The sequence below is a fragment of the Methylobacterium sp. R2-1 genome (assembly GCF_014191355.1).
In the GTDB taxonomy this organism is placed as follows: Bacteria; Pseudomonadota; Alphaproteobacteria; order Rhizobiales; family Beijerinckiaceae; genus Methylobacterium.
This window is the reverse complement of sequence record NZ_JACHWM010000019.1, coordinates 80472-95043: the sequence shown is the minus strand read 5'-3', so window position 1 is coordinate 95043 and position 14572 is coordinate 80472. Positions and strand designations below refer to the sequence as shown.

Here is a 14572-nt window from a genome sequence, read left to right as displayed (position 1 = left end):
CGGCTGATGCGGAGCGCACCGGGCGTCGGAGCCGCCGAAGGCCCGTGGACCTTTCGGGGCCGCCCGGCGTAAGAGGCTCGCACCTCGCACGCCGCGTCAGCGGTGCCCGCCGTCTCGCGTCCCGCGAGCCTCCTGTCCAGCCTTGAACCGAGATTTCTGCCGATGATCGTCACGCAGATCTCCCATCACGACCTCGACGGCTACGGTGCCACGACGGTCGCCGCCGCCTTCGCGGCGGTGTCGCGGGTGGTGCACGTCGCCCGCTATTCCGATGTCGGACCGGTGGTGGAGGACGAGCTGAAGCGCCTGCGCGGCACGGCGGCCCCCGAGACGCTGCTGATGACCGATCTCGGGCTGGAGGAGCCGACCATCGCCTTCCTGCGCCGCTTCGCCGCGATGAATCGAGGCCGGGCGGAAGAGGCGCGCCACCGCCTCGTGGTCCTCGATCACCACGCTTCCTCAATCGATCAGCTCAAGCGCCAGAACCTTGAGATCGGACCCGATCCGGACCGCACGGGGCTGCTGCGGGCGGACCTGAGCGATCCGGAGGTGTTCGTGCTCATCGACGAGGCGCATTGCGCCACGCGGATGGCTCACGACCAGCGCGGCCTCTACGCGCCCGAGCCGAAGGTGCCGGAGGAGGCGGCAGCCGCCGACCTCGCGACGCTGATCGAGGCGGTGGAGGCCCTCGACCTGTGGAAGAAGGGCGAGCCGGCCTTTGCCGGCGGGCTCGCCCTCGACGAGATGTTCTGGGACAGCGTCTCGACCCTGGTGCCGGCGGGCCACCCCTGGCACGACCGCTTCGTCTCCGACCTGCTGATGGCGGCGGCGAGCCTGCTGCGGGCGGGCTCTACCCCGGCCGAACTGGAGCGGCGCTCGGGCGAAATCCGCGCCGGCCTCGTGGACGGCCTCCTCGCCGGGGAGGCGGGCGACGATCCAACACTCACCGCGCGCCAGCGGCTGGCCCGGGCGCTCGCCCGCTCGGACGCGCTGTTCCAACCCCTCTCGGACGGGACGCTGCTCTCCTTCGGCCTCGATTCCGGCACTTTCCAGCGAGTCTCCGACCAAGTGATGGAGGCGGGCCGGGCCAAGCGGGTCGTCAACGTGCAGCGGGCGGGCACGCTCTCGTTCCGCTCCATCGACGGCACGGCTCTCGACGGCGCCCGTGCCTTCCGCGGCGGCGGTCACCGTGACGCTGCCGGCGGCAAGCTGCCGAACGGGAATGCCCATTCGCGAGAGGACGCGGTTGCCCAGGTCGAGCCGGTGCTCAACCCCCCGCCCCCTGACCACTCCGGCAGCCCGTTTGCCGCACTGAAGAACTGGAAGGGCTGACCCCTCCGGACGGGCCGCCGACCCTCGCCCTCGTCCCGGGCGGCTTGGATGGGAAGGCGGGCTTGCTCTCGCGAAGCCCGCGGCGCTGTTCGATCCTCCGGCCGAGCAGCCTCAGATCCCCAGGTTGAACGGCAGGTCGAACAGCATCGAGTGATCGACGTAGCTGACCCGCAGCGTGTGCTCGCGGGCGCCGTTCGGAAGGGTGTCGGCCTCGCGCAAGATGCGGATCATCTCGCGGGCGGCGCGGAAGGCCATGCCGCAATCGGGGCAGTCGCGCGTCTCCGTCGGCCCGATCGTCCGACCGTTCCGGCACAGCTCGAAATGGAAGAGAGGCATCCGGCGCCGGTCTCCGAGCAACGGGTCGGATGACGCTTGTGCAAGCCTCGCGCCGCAGGGATGCTCACGGTTCGAGTGGAGCGGGAATCTCGCTTCTATCGGTGCAGAGCGGCCTCTCTCCGCACGTTGCCTACGGGCTTCTCTGGAGCGGAGGGTAGGAGGAGTTTCCCCGATGCGCCTGCCCTCAAAGGAAAAGCCCGCCGGCTTTCGCCGACGGGCTTTTGCAGGGGCCACACTCTCGCGCGCGGTGGGAGCTGCCGCCCCGCCCTCGGACCGGCGGGGGAACTCGACCTGTCGCAGCGTTAGGGAGCCACTATCCCTGCCGATTCTAGTTGGGTGGCGTATCCTGATCCGCGTCAGCGGTGCGCGCGGGGGAGCCGGTGATGCCGTGATGTCTCATGGCCGACCTCCTTGTCTCAGGGCGGCGCCGCAGCGCCGATAAGGAGAGGCTAGGATGGTTCGCACGTGTCGCGCAACCCCCTTTCTTCCTTGCGCCGGGCCGTCCTGCACACGATCTGTCCGCATCGAGGGGAAACAGATTTTTCCGCCCGCGGGCGCGAAGCGAAAGTGTGCGACTCCCTGATGTCCTCCTCCCTGCCTCCCCTCTCCGTCCTCGATCTCGCCTTTATCCCGGAGGGCGCCACGCCGGGACAGGCGCTGGCCAACAGCGTCAGTCTCGCCCGGCACGCAGAGGGGCTCGGCTATCGCCGCTTCTGGCTCGCCGAGCACCACAACATGACCGGCATCGCGAGCGCCGCCACGGCGGTGGTGATCGGCCACGTAGCCTCTGGAACCAGCCGCATCCGTGTCGGGGCGGGCGGGATCATGCTGCCCAATCACGCGCCGCTGGTGATCGCCGAGCAGTTCGGCACGCTGGAATCGCTGTTTCCGGGCCGGATCGATCTCGGCTTGGGCCGGGCGCCGGGCACCGACGGGATGACGCTCCGCGCGCTGCGCCGCGACCTCGGTTCGGCAGAGCGGTTTCCCCAGGACGTGCTCGAATTGCAGGCCCTGTTCGGCCCGGTGCGGGAGGGGCAGGCGGTGCAGGCGGTGCCCGGGGCGGGGCTCAAGGTGCCGCTTTGGATCCTCGGCTCGAGCCTGTTCGGGGCGGAACTCGCCGGCATGCTCGGCCTGCCCTACGCTTTCGCCTCGCATTTCGCACCCGATGCGCTGCTGCCGGCTTTGGAGGCCTACCGCGCCCGCTTCCAGCCGTCCGAGCAGTTGCAGCGGCCCTACGCCATGGTCGGCGTCAACGTCGTGGCGGCGGAGACCGACGCGGAGGCGCGGCGCCTGTTCACGACGGCGCAGCAGCAATTCACCCGGCTGGTGAGGGGCACCCGCGGCCTCCTGCCCCCGCCGATCGACGACATCGAGGCGTATTGGAGCCCGTCGGAGAAGGCACAGGCCTCGCGGATGCTGGCGCGCGCTCTGGTCGGCTCGCGTGAGACCGTCCGCGCCGGGCTGGAGGCGTTGGTGGCCGAGACCGGCGCTGACGAGGTGATGGTGGCCTCGGCCGTCTACGATCACGGGGCGCGGCTCGCCTCCTACGCGATCCTCGCCGAGGCACATGGCGCTCTGGCGGCGCAAGCCCGACCCGGGCGCTCAGCGGCCTGAAGATGGCGCGTTCTTGGCGTGCTTTTCCTGGACGGGCTTTTCCTGGGCGGGCTTCGGCGGCACGGGCGGCGGATACTGCGTGATGTGGCGCAGCGCGGGCGGGGCCTCCGACGCCCCGGCGGAGCGAGGGCCGTCCTTCTCCGTCACCCGCGCGATGACGCTGCCAAGGGCGAAGCTGCCCAGGCCGAGAAGGATCGCGATGCCGGTGCGCTTGATCATCGCCGGTATCCATGGCCGGTATCCAAGGCCCGTGCCGTTCGGGCCCGGCGGGCGTGGATGCCGCCTATCCTGGCGGGGATTCGTTGACGGATCATGCCACCGGCCGCGTTGAGATGGGGCGGCGCTGTGAAGGTGCCCGCGCCGATCAGTGCGCCCCGCCGGTCTCGACGAACTTGAACAGGAACACGGCCGCGATCACCCACACCACCGGCTTCACCTCGCGGGCGCGGCCGGTCAGCGCCTTCAGGACGGCGTAGGTGATGAAACCGAAGGCGACGCCGTTGGCGATGGAGTAGGTGAACGGCATCAGAAGCGCGGTGACGCAGGCCGGGATCACCTCGGTGAGGTCGTTCCAGTCGAGGGCGGTCAGGTCGCGCAGCATCAGGCAGGCGACGTAGAACAGGGCCGGCGCGGTGGCGTAGGCCGGCACCGAGCCCGCCAGCGGCGCGAAGAACAGGCAGGCCAGGAACAGCACGGCCACCGTCGCCGCGGTGAGCCCGGTGCGCCCGCCCTCCTCCACCCCGGCGGCGCTCTCGAGATAGGCCGTGGTGCTCGATGTGCCGAGCAGCGAACCCGTGAAGATCGCAGCGGAATCGGCCATCAATGCCCGGTCGAGCCGGGGCGAGCGCCCCGTCTCCGGCAGGAGCCCGGCGCGGCTGGCCACCGCCATCAGCGTGCCGGTGGCGTCGAACAGCTCGACCAGGAACAGCACGAGGATGACGTTGACGAGCCCCCCGGTCAGCGCGCCGGAAATGTCGAGAGCAAGTAGCGTCGGCAGGATCGAGGGCGGCGCCGAGACGAGGCCCTGGAAGGCGTTGCCGGCGAAGACGAAGCTCAGGCCCGTCACCGTCAGGATGGTGAGGAGCAGCGCCGCCTTGATCCGCCGCCCCGAGAGCACCGCCACCATCAGGAAGCCGAGCGCGGCGAGCACCGTCCCCGGCTGGCGCAGGTCGCCCAGCGTCACGAAGGTGGCGGGGTTGGAGGCCACCACGCCCGCGTTCTTGAGCGCGATGATCGCGAGGAACAGGCCGATGCCGACGGTGAGCGCGATGCGCATGGAGCGCGGGATGCCCTCGACGATGATCCCGCGCAGGCCCGTCAGCGTCACGGCGAGGAAGCAGAGGCCGGAGATGAACACCGCGCCCAAAGCCGCCTGCCACGTATAGCCCATGCCCTGGACGACGACGTAGGCGAAATAGGCGTTGAGCCCCATCCCCGGCGCCAACGCCACCGGCCAGTTGGCGACGAACGCCATAACCAGCGAGCCGAGAGCGGCGATGAGGCAGGTCGCCACGAAAACCGAGCCCTTCGGCATGCCTGCATCCGCCAGGATGCTCGGGTTGACGAAGACGATGTAGGCCATGGTGAGGAAGGTGGTGAGCCCCGCCAGCAGCTCGGTGCGCACATTGGTGCCGTGCGCCTCCAGCTTGAACAGGCGCTCCAACAGGTTCGGCGGCGCCGCGGCCGGGTCGCGCTTCATGTCCATCACGCCGTCACCCCTCCCCCACCGTCACCGCGTTCATGACCTGCGCAAAGATCCGGTCCGGCCGGAAGGGCGTCGCGGTGAGGCGCGCGCCGGTGGCGTCGCGGATGGCGTTGGCGAGTGCGGCGGCGACCGGGTTGAAGGGCGCCTCGCTCATCGACTTGGCGCCGAGCGGCCCGATCCGGTCGCGGGTGTCGGCGAACAGCACCTCGGTCACCGGCACGCCGGCGCAGGTCGGAATGGGGTAGCCGCGCAAGGTCTGCGTGACCACGCGGCCGGCTCCGTCCACGATCACCTCCTCGTGGAGCGCCGCGCCGAGAGCCTGGGCGACGCCGCCCTCGATCTGGCCGCGGCACTGCATCGGGTTGATGACGCAGCCCGCATCCGCCGCGTGGACGCTTTTCAGGATGCGGACCTCGCCGCTGCGCGGATGCACGCCGACGCGAAACGCCTGGACGTTGAAGGAGACCGAGCGCGGGCTGCCCTCGGCGTGGCCCGCTGCCTCGATCGGCCCCAGGTCGGCGAGTGGCACCGGCCCGGCCGGCGTCTCGACACGGTCGGTCGCGAGGCGGCAGGCGGCCGGATCGGTACTCATCCGCTCGGCCGCCGCAACGAGGATCGCCCGCGCCAGGGCTCGCGCGGCCCTCAGCACGGCCTGCCCGCCGACCACGGTGCCGGTGCTGCCATAGGCGCCGGTATCGTGCCCGACCCCATCGGTGTCGGCCCCGGCGATCCGCACCCGTGCGGGATCGGTGTCGAGTGCGCTCGCCGCGATCTGGCGGTGGACCGTCGCGGTGCCGTTGCCGAACTCGGCGGTGCCGACCTGCGCGGTGTAGCTGCCGTCGGCCTCCAGCCGCAGGCGCGCCTCGGCGAAGTGGCCCCGCGGCGGGATCGTGTCGATCATCGCCATCGCCATGCCGCTGCCGACCCGCCAGTCCGGCCCCGGCGGCGGCTCGCCCGGATCGGCCCGCATCGCCGCCTCGACGAGGGTCAGGCATTGGTCGAGGCCGTAGGAGCCGATCGCGACGTCGTGCGGCTCCAGGCTGTTGGAGATCATCGGTTCGCCCGGCCGGATCGCGTTGCGGCGGCGCAGCGCGTAGGGGTCGAGGCCGACCATCCGCGCCAGTTCGTCGAGGGCGGATTCCATGGCGAAGATGGTCTGGCTCAGGCCGTAGCCGCGAAACGCCCCGGCCGGCAGGGTGTGGGTGTAGACCGCGTATCCGTCGACCCGCTTGTTCGGGCAGGTATAGGCGGCGAGCACCTCGTTGCAGCCGTGATGGATCACCCCGCCCGCGTGGTTGCCGTAGGCGCCGGTGTTCGAGAGCACGTCCAGCGCCATGGCCGTCAGCCGCCCGTCGCGGGTGGCGCCGAGTTTCACCCGCACCCGCATCGGATGGCGCGTGGTGGTGCCGATGAACTGCTCCTGGCGGGTCAGTTCCCACTTCACCGGACGGCCGAGCCGCAGCACGGCCAGCGCCACGAGATCCTCGGTCAGCATCTCCTGCTTGCCGCCGAACCCGCCGCCGACGCGCCCGCACGAGACCCGCACCCGGTCGGGGGGCAGTTCGAACAAGGCGCAGAGCGCGTCGCGGGTCAGGAACGGCACCTGGGTCGAGCTGCGCAAGGAAAGGCGCCCGTCGGCGTCGATGAGGCCGAGGCAGCCATGGGTCTCCAGATGAACGTGCTGGACCCGCTGCGAATGGTACTCGCCCTCGTAGACGTGGTGAGCCTCTGCCAAACCCGCCGCCACGTCGCCGACCCCGCCGTGGACTTCCGCCGCGAGGTTCGGATGGGCGTGGAGCGGCGGCGCGTCCTCGCCGGGCCGGTCGGCGCCGTCATGGACCAGAGGCGCGTCCGCGGCGAGTGCCAGGGTCGGATCGACGACGGCGGGACGGACCTCGTAGGTGACGCGCAGCGCCGCGCAGCCGGCCTCGGCCGCTGCCTCGCTCTCGGCCACCACCGCCGCCACCCGCTGGCCGACGAAGCGGAGGACGGAATCGAGGATCAGCGTGTCGGCGGCGTCGTCCCGCGGGTCCTCGTGGCGGCCGGTGGAGAAGCGGCGCCGCGGCACGTCGGCGTGGGTGAACACTGCCACCACGCCGGGCACGGCGAGCGCCGCGGACCGGTCGATCGCGACGATGCGGGCGTGCGGATGGGGCGAGCGCAGCACCTTGAGGTGCAGCAGGCCATCGACAGCCGCGTCGAAGGTGAAACGGGCGTGCCCGCTCACGGTCTCGGCCGCGGCCGGCGCCGGCAGGTTGCGGCCGATCGGGTCGCCCTCGCCTCCCGGATCGACATGGGTGATCCCGGCCACCGCGTCGCGGATCGCCCGGTAGCCGGTGCAGCGGCAGAGATTGCCCTTCAACGCGGTGCCGAGATCCTGCCGCTGGCTCGCGTCGAGGGCGGCCGCCGTCATGATCATGCCCGGCGTGCAGAAGCCGCACTGGAAGCCTTGCGCGGCCAGGAACGCCGCCTGCATCGGATGGAACTCCGCCGGCACGCCCTCCCCAGACCTGCAGGGGCCGGCCAGCCCCTCGATCGTGGTGACGCTGCGTCCCTCCGCCCGGAAGGCGGGCATGAGGCAGGCATGGACCGGCTGGCCGTCGAGATGGACGGTGCAGGCGCCGCAATCGCCCGCGTCGCAGCCCTTCTTGACCCCGAACCAGCCGAGATCGCGCAAGGTGGTGCGCAGGCATTGGCCCGGCCGCGGGGCCGCCTCCTGGGTCATGCCGTTGACGGTGAGCCTCACGGATCGCCCTCCCCGGCGAATTCGCTGCGGATCTCAAGGGAGAGCTCCCGCGTCATGTGGCGGCGCCACTCGGGGGCGCCATGCATGTCGTGGAAGACGAGGCGTTCGGGGATGTTTTCGTCGAGCGCGGCCTGCAGGGCCCCTTCATCCGGCAGGATCGGAAAGGCAATCTGCACTGGACGGCGTATGGAGGCGGTGACCGTGAGCGCGAAAGCGCCGGCTGCGTCGAGCGTGCCGATGACGAGCGCCCCCGAGCGCCCGCCGGGCGTGAGCGAGATCCGCCGGACGGCGGCGCGGCGGGTCAGGCCAGCGATGGGGAGGGTGATGCTGCGAAGGATTTCGCCCGGCCGCAACGCCGTTTCCTGCGGGCCGCGCACGAAGTCGAGCACGCTCAACGGCCGCTCGCCGCCCTCGGGCGTCCACAGCGTGCAGGTGCCGTCGAGGGCGGCGGTCAGCGCGATCATCGGCCCGGCCGGCAGCGCGAGGCAGAGATTGCCGCCGACGGTGGCGGCGTTCCAGATCTTGAACGAGCCGAGCAGCGCCCGGCAGCACGGGCCGATCAGCCCCGCGGCGGTCCAGGCGGCAGGCGGTGCGAGGCGGTTCAGTTCGGCGATGGTGCAGGTGGCGGCGATCTCGAGACCCGCGTCCGAGACCGTCAGCGGCGCCCAGCCGAGGCCGGCGAGGTCGACCAGCCGGCGCAACGACGGCTGCGGCTCGGAAAACAGCCAGGTCCCGCCGCCGAGCCACGCATCCCCCGGCCGCCAGGCCGGGAGTTCGGCGCGCGCGCCGGGCCGGACGACCCCCTCGACCGTGTTGAGATCCATCGCCCTTCCGCCGGCGCCCCTTGTCCGAGGGGCTCAGCAAGGAGCCTGCCAGCGGGGATCGGGGCGGGCAAGGGCGGCTGCACGGAAGCCCGGCTCCGCATCCCGCGCCGGAGGTGTTGTCCCAACTCTCCCCCTCATCTTGAGGTGCCGCGCAGCGGCGTCGAAGGATCTTCCGGGCATCACGCGGGATCCGGAGTATCCTCCAGGGTCGGCGCTGCGCGCCGGTGCCTCAGGACGAGGGCGCTGCTTGGTTGTTCGAGGCCGAACCGGCCGAGCGCTCAGTGAAACGCCGTCATCCCACCGCGGGCGGCCGGGCCCGACAGGGGCAGGCCGAAGCGGCCGGTGCTGGGGCTGATCGCGTTCGTGGTCCACCGGGGATCGTGCGGACGCGGGCGCTCTGAAGGTGGAAGCTGCTCGATCAGCCGACGGTAGCGCACCGACGCTTCGTCATTGGGGAAGGCCTGCGCCTGAGTGGCACCGGCAAGGGTGACGACGCCGAGAACGAGCGCGAGGATCGGAAAACGGGACATGGCAGGGGACTTCGCTCCGGCGGGGGCCGGTCGGGAGATGTTGAAAAGAACGGGCTTGTCCGAGATGGACACCCGGATCACGATCCGCAATCCGGGTGCCGCGTGAGCGGGATTGCGCGAAATGACTCAGGTCCGGCGCTGCGTCGCGCCCTCCCGCTCGTTCCAGCCGTCGAGCACCTTGTCGAGGGTCAGCGGGTAGTCGCGGATGCGAAGACCCGTGGCGTTGTAGACGGCGTTGGCCAGCGCCGCCCCGGCGCCGCAGATGCTGACCTCACCGAGGCCCTTGCTCTTCAGCGGGTTCGCCTTGTCGTCGAGTTCGGGCAGGAACACCGCGTCGATGGCCGGCACGTCGGCATGGACCGGCACGTGGTACTCGGCCAGATCGTGGTTCACGAAGTGGCCGGTGCGGGTGTCGGTCTCGGCCGCCTCCATCAAGGCGGCGCCGATGCCGAAGATCATGCCGCCGAGTGCCTGGGAGCGGGCGGTCTTCAGGTTGAGGATGCGCCCGCCTGTGAACACGCCGAGCATCCGCCGCAGGCGAGTCTCGCCGGTATCGATGTCGACCCCGACCTCGGCGAAATGCGCGCCGAAGGAGTGCTGCGAGTACCGCTCCTTCATCGCGCCGGGCTTGATCTCGCCCTTGGCCTCGACGCCCTCTGCCCCGGCGAGATCCGTCAGCGCCTCCGAGCGGTTGCCGGAGATGACGCGGCCCTCCGAGAACACGGCGCCCTCCGCGTTCATGCCGGCCGATTGCAACAGGGCTTGGCGGAGGTTGTCGCAGGCGACGTAAAGCGCCGAGCCGGCCGAGCCCGCGCCGAACGAACCGCCGGAGCCGGCCGCCTTCGGATAGGCGGTGTCGCCGATCTCGACGCGGATGCGCTCGATCGGCAGCCCCATCATCTCGCCCGCGATCTGCGCCAGAATGGTGTAGGTGCCGGTGCCGATATCGGTCATCGCCATCCGCACGGTGAGGGTGCCGTCGGGGTTGAGCCGCACGCCCGCCTGCGAGGGCATCAGCGGGTTGAGGCGCGACGCCGCCGCCATGCCCATGCCGACGAGCCACTGCCCGTCGCGCGTCGCCCCGGGCGCGCCGCGCTTGTCCCAGCCGAACCGCTGGGCGCCCTCACGCATGCAGGCGACGAGCTGGCGGGTGGAGTACGGGACCTTCTTCTCCGGATCCTGCTCCGGCTCGTTGAGGATGCGCAGCTCGATCGGATCGATCTTCAGCTGCTCCGCCAGCTCGTCCATGGCGCACTCGAAGGCGAGTTGGCCGACCGCCTCGCCTGGCGCCCGCATGGCGGAGGCGATCGGCACGTTGAGATTGGCGAGCCGGTGCCGGGTCAGGCGGTTCTGCGCCGCGTAGAGCGAGCGGGTGACCACGGCCGAGGTCTCGTAGAACACATCCCCTGGCGCGGTGGCCGACCACGATTCGTGGGCGATCGCGGTGAGCCGGCCGGTCTCATCGGCGCCGAGCCGAATGCGCTGAATCGTGTCGCTGCGGTGGGTGGCGACGTGGAACTCCTGCTGGCGGGTCAGCGCGACCTTCACCGGGCGCTTGAGGCTCTTCGAGGCGAGCGCGGAGAGGATCGCCTCGGGCTGCGGCTGGAGCTTCGAGCCGAAACCGCCGCCGATATAGTGCGAGACGAGGCGCACGTTCTCCGGCTTCAGCTTCAAGACTGAGGCCAGCGAGGTCTGGCCGCGGTTGAGCATCTGGTTGGCGGTGAACAAGGTCACCCGGTCGCCGTCCGGTCCCGTCTCCCATGAGGCGATGGTGGCGTGCGGCTCCATCTGCGCGTGGATCTGCACCGGCGTGGTGTATTCCACGTCGAGCTTCACCGGGGCGCCGGCGAAGGCGCCGTCGAAGTCGCCAAGCCGGGAATCGGGCGGCGTCTGCGCCGGCTTCGGCTCGACGGCCGTGGGCCGGGCCGCCTTCAGCGAGGTTTCGGGTTTCTCGACGTCGTACTCGGCCTTGACGAGCGCGGCGGCGGCACGGGCCTGCTCGAAGCTCTGCGCCACCACGAAGGCGATGGGCTGGCCGTGGAAGCGGATCTCGGCGCCCTGCAGTTGCGGGGTGACCTGCTCCTTCTTTTCGCCCTGTTCCGGCACGTTCTCGTGCGTCATCACAAGGAGGACGCCCGGTGCCCGTTTCGCCGCGGAGACGTCGAGGCTGCGGATGCGGCCCCTGGCGATGCCCGCCTCGACGAGGAAGCCGTAGGCGGGGTTCTTCAGGTCGCGGGTCTCGTAGGCATAGGGCGCGCGGCCCGTCACCTTGAGGCGCCCGTCGATGCGGTCGATGGGGCGGCCGACGAGCCCGTCCGACTTGCCGTCGAGGGGCGTCGCGCCGATCGGCTGGTTCATGTCCATGGCGAGACTCCTCAGGCGCGAAGGGCTTCGGCGACGGTGGCACGGAGCGTCCGGCGCGTGAGCGGGATCTTGAAGTCGTTGGAGCCCTGGCCGCGGGCACCCTCCAGCACCCGGTCTGCGGCAGCGTCCGTCGAACCGGTCTCGACCAGCGCGGCTTCCGCCGCCTCGACCCGCCAGGGTTTGTGGGCGAGACCGCCGAAGGCGAGTTTTGCCATTTTCGGCTGATCACCCTCCCCCTTGGCGATGATCGCGGCCACCGACACCGTGGCGAAGGCGTAGGAAGCCCGGTCGCGGACCTTGCGGTAGAGGTGCACGCCCTCGACGGGTTTAGGCAGCGTCACGGCGGTGATGAGTTCGCCGGGCTTCAGATTGGTCTCGATCTGCGGTGTGTCCCCTGGCAGGCGGTGGAACGCGGCGATGGGGATGCTGCGCTTCGCACCCTGCGGGTCCACCGTCTCGACGGTGGCGTCGAGGGCGCGCAGGGCGACATTCATGTCGGAGGGGTTGGTGGCGATGCAGGCTTCGCTCGCCCCCAGCACCGCCATGATCCGGTTGAACCCGCCGATGGCCGCGCAGCCCGAGCCCGGCTCGCGCTTGTTGCAGGGTTTGGTCGTGTCGTAGAAGTAGTAGCAGCGCGTCCGCTGCAGCAGGTTGCCGGCCGTGGTCGCCTTGTTGCGCAGCTGGCCCGAGGCGCCCGCGAGCAGGGCCTTTCCCAGAACCGCGTAATCCTTCCGCACCCGCGGATGTGCGGCGAGATCGGAGTTGCGCACCAGCGCGCCGATGCGCAGGCCGCCATCCCCCGTGTCGGTCACCTCGGCGAGCGGCAGGCGGTTGACGTCGATCAGGGTCGCGGGCGTCTCGATCTGAAGCTTCATCAGATCGAGCAGATTGGTGCCGCCGGCGATGAAGCGGGCATCGGGCCGCTCGGCGGCGAGCCGCGCCGCGTCTTGAACCGTAGCGGGGCGCTCGTAGGCGAAAGCCTTCATGGGGTTCGCCTCCTTCAGATCTTGGTGCTGGCGTCGCGGATCGCCGCGACGATGTTGGGATAGGCCGAGCAGCGGCAGATGTTGCCGCTCATCCGCTCGCGGATTTCCTCGTCCGTGAGCGAGGCCTTCTGCGTGAGGTCGTCGGTGACGTGGCTCGGCCAGCCCGCCTCGATCTCCGAAAGCATGCCGGCGGCGGAGCAGATCTGGCCCGGCGTGCAGTAGCCGCACTGGTAGCCGTCATGGTGCAGGAAGGCGGCCTGGAGCGGGTGCAGGGTCTCGCCCTGTGCCAGCCCCTCGATGGTGGTGACGTCGTCACCCTCGTGCATCGCCGCGAGCGTCAGGCAGGAATTGATCCGCCGCCCGTTCACCAGCACCGTACAGGCACCGCACTGGCCGTGGTCGCAGCCCTTCTTCGAGCCGGTGAGGTCGAGATGCTCGCGCAGGGCGTCGAGCAGGGTGGTGCGGGTATCGAGGGTGAGGTCGTGCCGCTGCCCGTTGATCGTGAGCGAGACCGGCATGGTCTGCGGCTGCGGGTCGGTGGCCGCCGCCGGGGCGGCCTGCGCCCGGCCGTGCAGGGAGGCGCCCAGCGTCGCCAGGGCGGCGCAGCTTCCCATTACCGTGCGGCGCGTCGGGTCGAAGCGCCGGTCTCTCGTCGAATGATCCGTCATTGGGCCTGCTGTCCCGCGCATCCGGACCGGCCACGGCGGGGCGCGACCAGTCTGGAATGAATCGAAAACTGCAGGCGGAACGCGACAGGTGCTCAGGTTGATCCGCTCGGGCGCCGCGCCCCGATGGCGCAGCGCGACGGTTCTCGTGAGTCTTGCCTCGCGCTGTGGTGGCGCTTGGGCCTCTTGGTGGCGTCAGCTCCAGGCGTGGAGCGGCGGGTTCACGCCGTTGAGCGCGTGATTGCCGATGATTGCGTATTTCCAGCGCACGGGATCGTGAAGCGTGTGGGTGCGGGCGTTGCGCCAGTGGCGGTCGAGATTGTGCTCGGCCAGCGTCGATCGGGTGCCGGACAGTTCGAACAGGGTGTTGGCGGCGGCGAGCGCCGTCTCGGTGGTCAGCACCTTGGCCTCGGCGACCGCGATCTGGGCCGCGGCCACGCTCTCGGGTGTCGGGTTCGCGAGAGCGGCGTCGATGGCCAGCCCCGCCCGGTCGAGCAGGGCTTCCGCCGCGTGCTGGCGGATCGTCAGGTCGCCGATGGCGCGGATGGTGTAGGGGTCGTCGGAAGCCCGCTCCCCCCCGCTGTCGATCCAGGGGCGCGCCTTCTCGCGCACGAAGTCGATGGTGTCATCAAGCGCCGCGCGGCCGATTCCGGCATCGACCGCGGCCTGGATGATCTGGAAGATCGCTCCGTCCGCCCGCGGCGCCTCGTAGGCGCGGTAGCCCGGCACGAGATGGCTCTTCTCCACCCGCACGTCCTCGATGAGGACGGTGCCGCTCGCCGTGCCGCGCTGGCCGAAGGCCGACCAGTCGTCGATCACGGTGAGGCCGGGCGCGTCGCGATCGGCGATGGCGTACCAAGCGCGTCCCTCCGCATCGAGCGCGACGATCGGCACGAGATGGGCGAGCAGGGCGCCGGACGCGTAGAACTTCTGGCCGCGCACGATCACGTGGTCGCCATGATCGGTGAAGCGGGTCTCGAACTCGGCGGCGCGCTTGGTGCCGCGCTCGGAGAATGCGTTGCCGAAGCGGGTGCCCTTCAGGACTTCCGCGAAGAGAAGCGCCTGCTGCTCCGGGTCCGACACCGTGCGCACCGCGGCGACGATGCCGAGATGATTCTGCGCGATCTGCGCGATGGAGGGGTCGGCGGCGGCGATGATCGCGATCACTTGCGCGAGCGTCTTGTAGGAGACCTCCGGCCCGCCGAAGGCTTTGGGCACGTTGATCGACCACAGGCCGCTCTGGGAGAAGGCGTCGAGTTCGGCGAGCGGGCGCGCGTTGGTGCGGTCACGCTCGGACGCGCCTTCGCGGAATTGATCCGCCAGCGCGTGGGCGATGCGGATCGCCTCGGCGTCGTCACGGATGACGTGGGCGGGCTGTTGCGGACGTGCGGGACCCGGCACGCCCTGCGGCCGGCTTCCGGCCTCGGCCGTGGTGGGGCTGACGGCGATGGTCATGGAGCGGTCTCCATT

General features: G+C 70.7%; 12 protein-coding genes. 2 read left to right on the top strand and 10 right to left on the bottom strand.

Annotated features, from left to right (window positions below):
- Positions 1-162 precede the first annotated feature (162 nt).
- Entirely contained in the window at positions 163-1332 is a 1170-nt protein-coding gene (locus FHU13_RS23540; RefSeq protein ID WP_183438271.1) for a dimethylmenaquinone methyltransferase, read from the top strand.
- Between the two features lie 111 nt (positions 1333-1443).
- On the opposite strand, the gene FHU13_RS23535 is transcribed toward FHU13_RS23540, so the two are convergent.
- Positions 1444-1668 (bottom strand): hypothetical protein, encoded by a 225-nt coding sequence (locus tag FHU13_RS23535; protein ID WP_183438270.1) that lies wholly within the window; start codon positions 1666-1668, stop codon positions 1444-1446.
- Between the two features lie 582 nt (positions 1669-2250).
- Here FHU13_RS23535 and FHU13_RS23530 point away from each other — a divergent pair.
- Entirely contained in the window at positions 2251-3282 is a 1032-nt protein-coding gene (locus tag FHU13_RS23530) for an LLM class flavin-dependent oxidoreductase (RefSeq protein WP_183438269.1), read from the top strand.
- On the opposite strand, the gene FHU13_RS23525 is transcribed toward FHU13_RS23530, so the two are convergent.
- From FHU13_RS23525 to FHU13_RS23485, 9 genes are all read right to left on the bottom strand, one after another.
- Complete coding sequence (locus FHU13_RS23525) at positions 3271-3501, bottom strand: hypothetical protein (protein ID WP_183438268.1); 231 nt, start codon at positions 3499-3501, stop codon at positions 3271-3273. The genes FHU13_RS23530 and FHU13_RS23525 overlap by 12 nt on opposite strands.
- A 145-nt stretch (positions 3502-3646) precedes the next feature.
- Positions 3647-4987, bottom strand: coding sequence for an NCS2 family permease (locus tag FHU13_RS23520; protein WP_183438298.1), 1341 nt, complete (start codon positions 4985-4987; stop codon positions 3647-3649).
- Positions 4988-4994: 7 nt separating this feature from the next.
- Positions 4995-7733, bottom strand: coding sequence for a molybdopterin-dependent oxidoreductase (locus FHU13_RS23515; RefSeq protein WP_183438267.1), 2739 nt, complete (start codon positions 7731-7733; stop codon positions 4995-4997).
- Complete coding sequence (locus FHU13_RS23510; protein ID WP_183438266.1) at positions 7730-8557, bottom strand: FAD binding domain-containing protein; 828 nt, start codon at positions 8555-8557, stop codon at positions 7730-7732. Before FHU13_RS23510 ends, FHU13_RS23515 begins: the two co-directional genes overlap by 4 nt.
- Positions 8558-8835: 278 nt before the next feature.
- Positions 8836-9087: a hypothetical protein gene (locus FHU13_RS23505; RefSeq protein WP_183438265.1), complete on the bottom strand. Its 252-nt coding sequence runs from the start codon at positions 9085-9087 to the stop codon at positions 8836-8838.
- Between the two features lie 126 nt (positions 9088-9213).
- Positions 9214-11451 (bottom strand): xanthine dehydrogenase family protein molybdopterin-binding subunit, encoded by a 2238-nt coding sequence (locus FHU13_RS23500; RefSeq protein WP_183438264.1) that lies wholly within the window; start codon positions 11449-11451, stop codon positions 9214-9216.
- 11 nt (positions 11452-11462) lie between these two features.
- On the bottom strand, positions 11463-12437 hold the full coding sequence (locus FHU13_RS23495) for a xanthine dehydrogenase family protein subunit M (protein ID WP_183438263.1): 975 nt from the start codon (positions 12435-12437) through the stop codon (positions 11463-11465).
- A 14-nt stretch (positions 12438-12451) separates the two neighbouring features.
- A complete protein-coding gene (paoA, locus tag FHU13_RS23490) occupies positions 12452-13105 on the bottom strand; it encodes an aldehyde dehydrogenase iron-sulfur subunit PaoA (RefSeq protein WP_183438262.1) in 654 nt (217 codons plus the stop codon).
- Between the two features lie 192 nt (positions 13106-13297).
- A complete protein-coding gene (locus tag FHU13_RS23485; RefSeq protein ID WP_183438261.1) occupies positions 13298-14557 on the bottom strand; it encodes an SfnB family sulfur acquisition oxidoreductase in 1260 nt (419 codons plus the stop codon).
- Between the last annotated feature and the right edge of the window lie 15 nt (positions 14558-14572).

Excerpts from the sequence above, each read along its gene's own strand:
- FHU13_RS23540 (WP_183438271.1), top strand. The coding sequence starts at position 163 with ATGATCGTCACGCAGATCTCCCATCACGACCTCGACGGCTACGGTGCC.
- FHU13_RS23535 (WP_183438270.1), bottom strand. The coding sequence starts at position 1,668 with ATGCCTCTCTTCCATTTCGAGCTGTGCCGGAACGGTCGGACGATCGGG.
- FHU13_RS23530 (WP_183438269.1), top strand. The coding sequence starts at position 2,251 with ATGTCCTCCTCCCTGCCTCCCCTCTCCGTCCTCGATCTCGCCTTTATC.
- FHU13_RS23525 (WP_183438268.1), bottom strand. The coding sequence starts at position 3,501 with ATGATCAAGCGCACCGGCATCGCGATCCTTCTCGGCCTGGGCAGCTTC.
- FHU13_RS23520 (WP_183438298.1), bottom strand. The coding sequence starts at position 4,987 with ATGGACATGAAGCGCGACCCGGCCGCGGCGCCGCCGAACCTGTTGGAG.
- FHU13_RS23510 (WP_183438266.1), bottom strand. The coding sequence starts at position 8,557 with ATGGATCTCAACACGGTCGAGGGGGTCGTCCGGCCCGGCGCGCGCGCC.
- FHU13_RS23505 (WP_183438265.1), bottom strand. The coding sequence starts at position 9,087 with ATGTCCCGTTTTCCGATCCTCGCGCTCGTTCTCGGCGTCGTCACCCTT.
- FHU13_RS23500 (WP_183438264.1), bottom strand. The coding sequence starts at position 11,451 with ATGGACATGAACCAGCCGATCGGCGCGACGCCCCTCGACGGCAAGTCG.
- FHU13_RS23495 (WP_183438263.1), bottom strand. The coding sequence starts at position 12,437 with ATGAAGGCTTTCGCCTACGAGCGCCCCGCTACGGTTCAAGACGCGGCG.
- paoA (WP_183438262.1), bottom strand. The coding sequence starts at position 13,105 with ATGACGGATCATTCGACGAGAGACCGGCGCTTCGACCCGACGCGCCGC.
- FHU13_RS23485 (WP_183438261.1), bottom strand. The coding sequence starts at position 14,557 with ATGACCATCGCCGTCAGCCCCACCACGGCCGAGGCCGGAAGCCGGCCG.